This window comes from Faecalicatena contorta, from assembly GCF_021531995.1.
In the GTDB taxonomy this organism is placed as follows: Bacteria; Bacillota; Clostridia; order Lachnospirales; family Lachnospiraceae; genus Dorea_A; species Dorea_A contorta_A.
Genome location: NZ_JAFBIZ010000243.1, coordinates 1 through 1,421 on the forward strand (window position 1 = coordinate 1; position 1,421 = coordinate 1,421).

Annotated in this window: 2 protein-coding genes; both read right to left on the reverse strand. The window is 41.1% G+C overall.

Annotation, left to right across the window (positions count from 1 at the left end; all coding sequences use genetic code 11):
• The coding region (locus tag JQM82_RS15620; protein ID WP_235251338.1) for an RluA family pseudouridine synthase at window positions 1-906 on the reverse strand (906 nt) is incomplete at its 3' end.
• Window positions 884-1,393: a signal peptidase II gene (lspA, locus tag JQM82_RS15625; protein WP_235251340.1), complete on the reverse strand. Its 510-nt coding sequence runs from the start codon at window positions 1,391-1,393 to the stop codon at window positions 884-886. The genes JQM82_RS15620 and lspA, both read right to left, overlap by 23 nt.
• Between the last annotated feature and the right edge of the window lie 28 nt (window positions 1,394-1,421).

Here is a 1,421-nt window from a genome sequence, read left to right on the forward strand (position 1 = left end):
TCTTAGTCTGTCTAATAATTGAATAAAATAGTCCGGAAGAGGTGCATTGATTTCCAGATATTCACCGGTTCTTGGATGAATGATACCAATGGTCTTTGCATGCAATGTCTGTCCCTGCAGATCCGGAAACGGACATTTTCTGGGGCCATATACCTCATCGCCCAGCAAGGGATGTCCAATGCTGGCCATATGAACACGAATCTGATGAGTTCTTCCGGTTTCGAGTTCGCATTGAATGTAAGTGTAATCCCCAAATCTTTCCAGAACTTTAAAATGTGTGATTGCTTCCCGACTGCTTTTTGCATGAATACTCATCTTCTTGCGTTCAACCGGATGTCTGCCGATCGGAGCATTGACTGTCCCCGATTCTTCTTTCATATTTCCATGAACAACGGCTACATAGATTCGTCGGATGGAATGTTCCTTGAGCTGTTCTGAGAGACTCTGATGAGCCATATCATTCTTGCATACAACCAGTGAACCGGTGGTATCCATATCAATGCGGTGTACAATTCCTGGACGCATGGTTCCATTGATACCGGATAATTCACTTCCGCAATGATGCATCAACGCATTTACAAGTGTTCCGGTATAATGCCCCGGAGCAGGGTGGACAACCATCTGTTTTGGTTTATTCACAATGATAATATCCTTATCTTCATATAAGATATCTAAAGGAATATCCTCAGCAGCGATATCGGGCTCCTGAGCCTCCGGAAGTTCTATCTCTACCCTGTCACCCAAAGAAAGCCTGTAATTGGCTTTTACAGGCTTGTCATTCACGATTACGTATTGATCTTTGATTAACTTTTGAATATAGGATCTTGATCTGTCCTCCAATTCTTCCGAAAGATACCGGTCTATACGATCACCGGCCTGATTTTCAACGATGAAGTATTCTTTCAAGTTCTTCCTCCTTATAATAGAAAAATATGAGCAGAATAATCAGAAAAGCAGAAACCGTCACATAAATGTCTGCCACATTAAATATCGGGAAATCTATCAGTTTAAAATAAAAGAAATCTATTACATATCCGAGTCGGATCCGGTCAATGCAGTTGCCGAAAGCTCCTGAGATGAGCAGGACTGCACATATTCTTAACGGGAAAAATCTGCGTTCAAAAGGAACCCTGCTGTAAAATAGGATAACAATCATACATATGATAACTACGCTGATAAGAAAGAAAACTTTCTGATTTTGAAACAGTCCGAATGCTGCTCCCCGGTTTTCAAGATATTCCAACTGAAATACACCAGAGATCAGAACGCAGGGCGGCTTATCCTTCAGATTGCCGACTGCCGCATATTTGGTAATCTGATCCAGTATGGTAAGCAGGCATATACTGATCAATGCTCTCATGTAATAGACATAACGTTTTTTTTGTGTAATCATAGTATTCTCTGGCCTCATATTATTATTA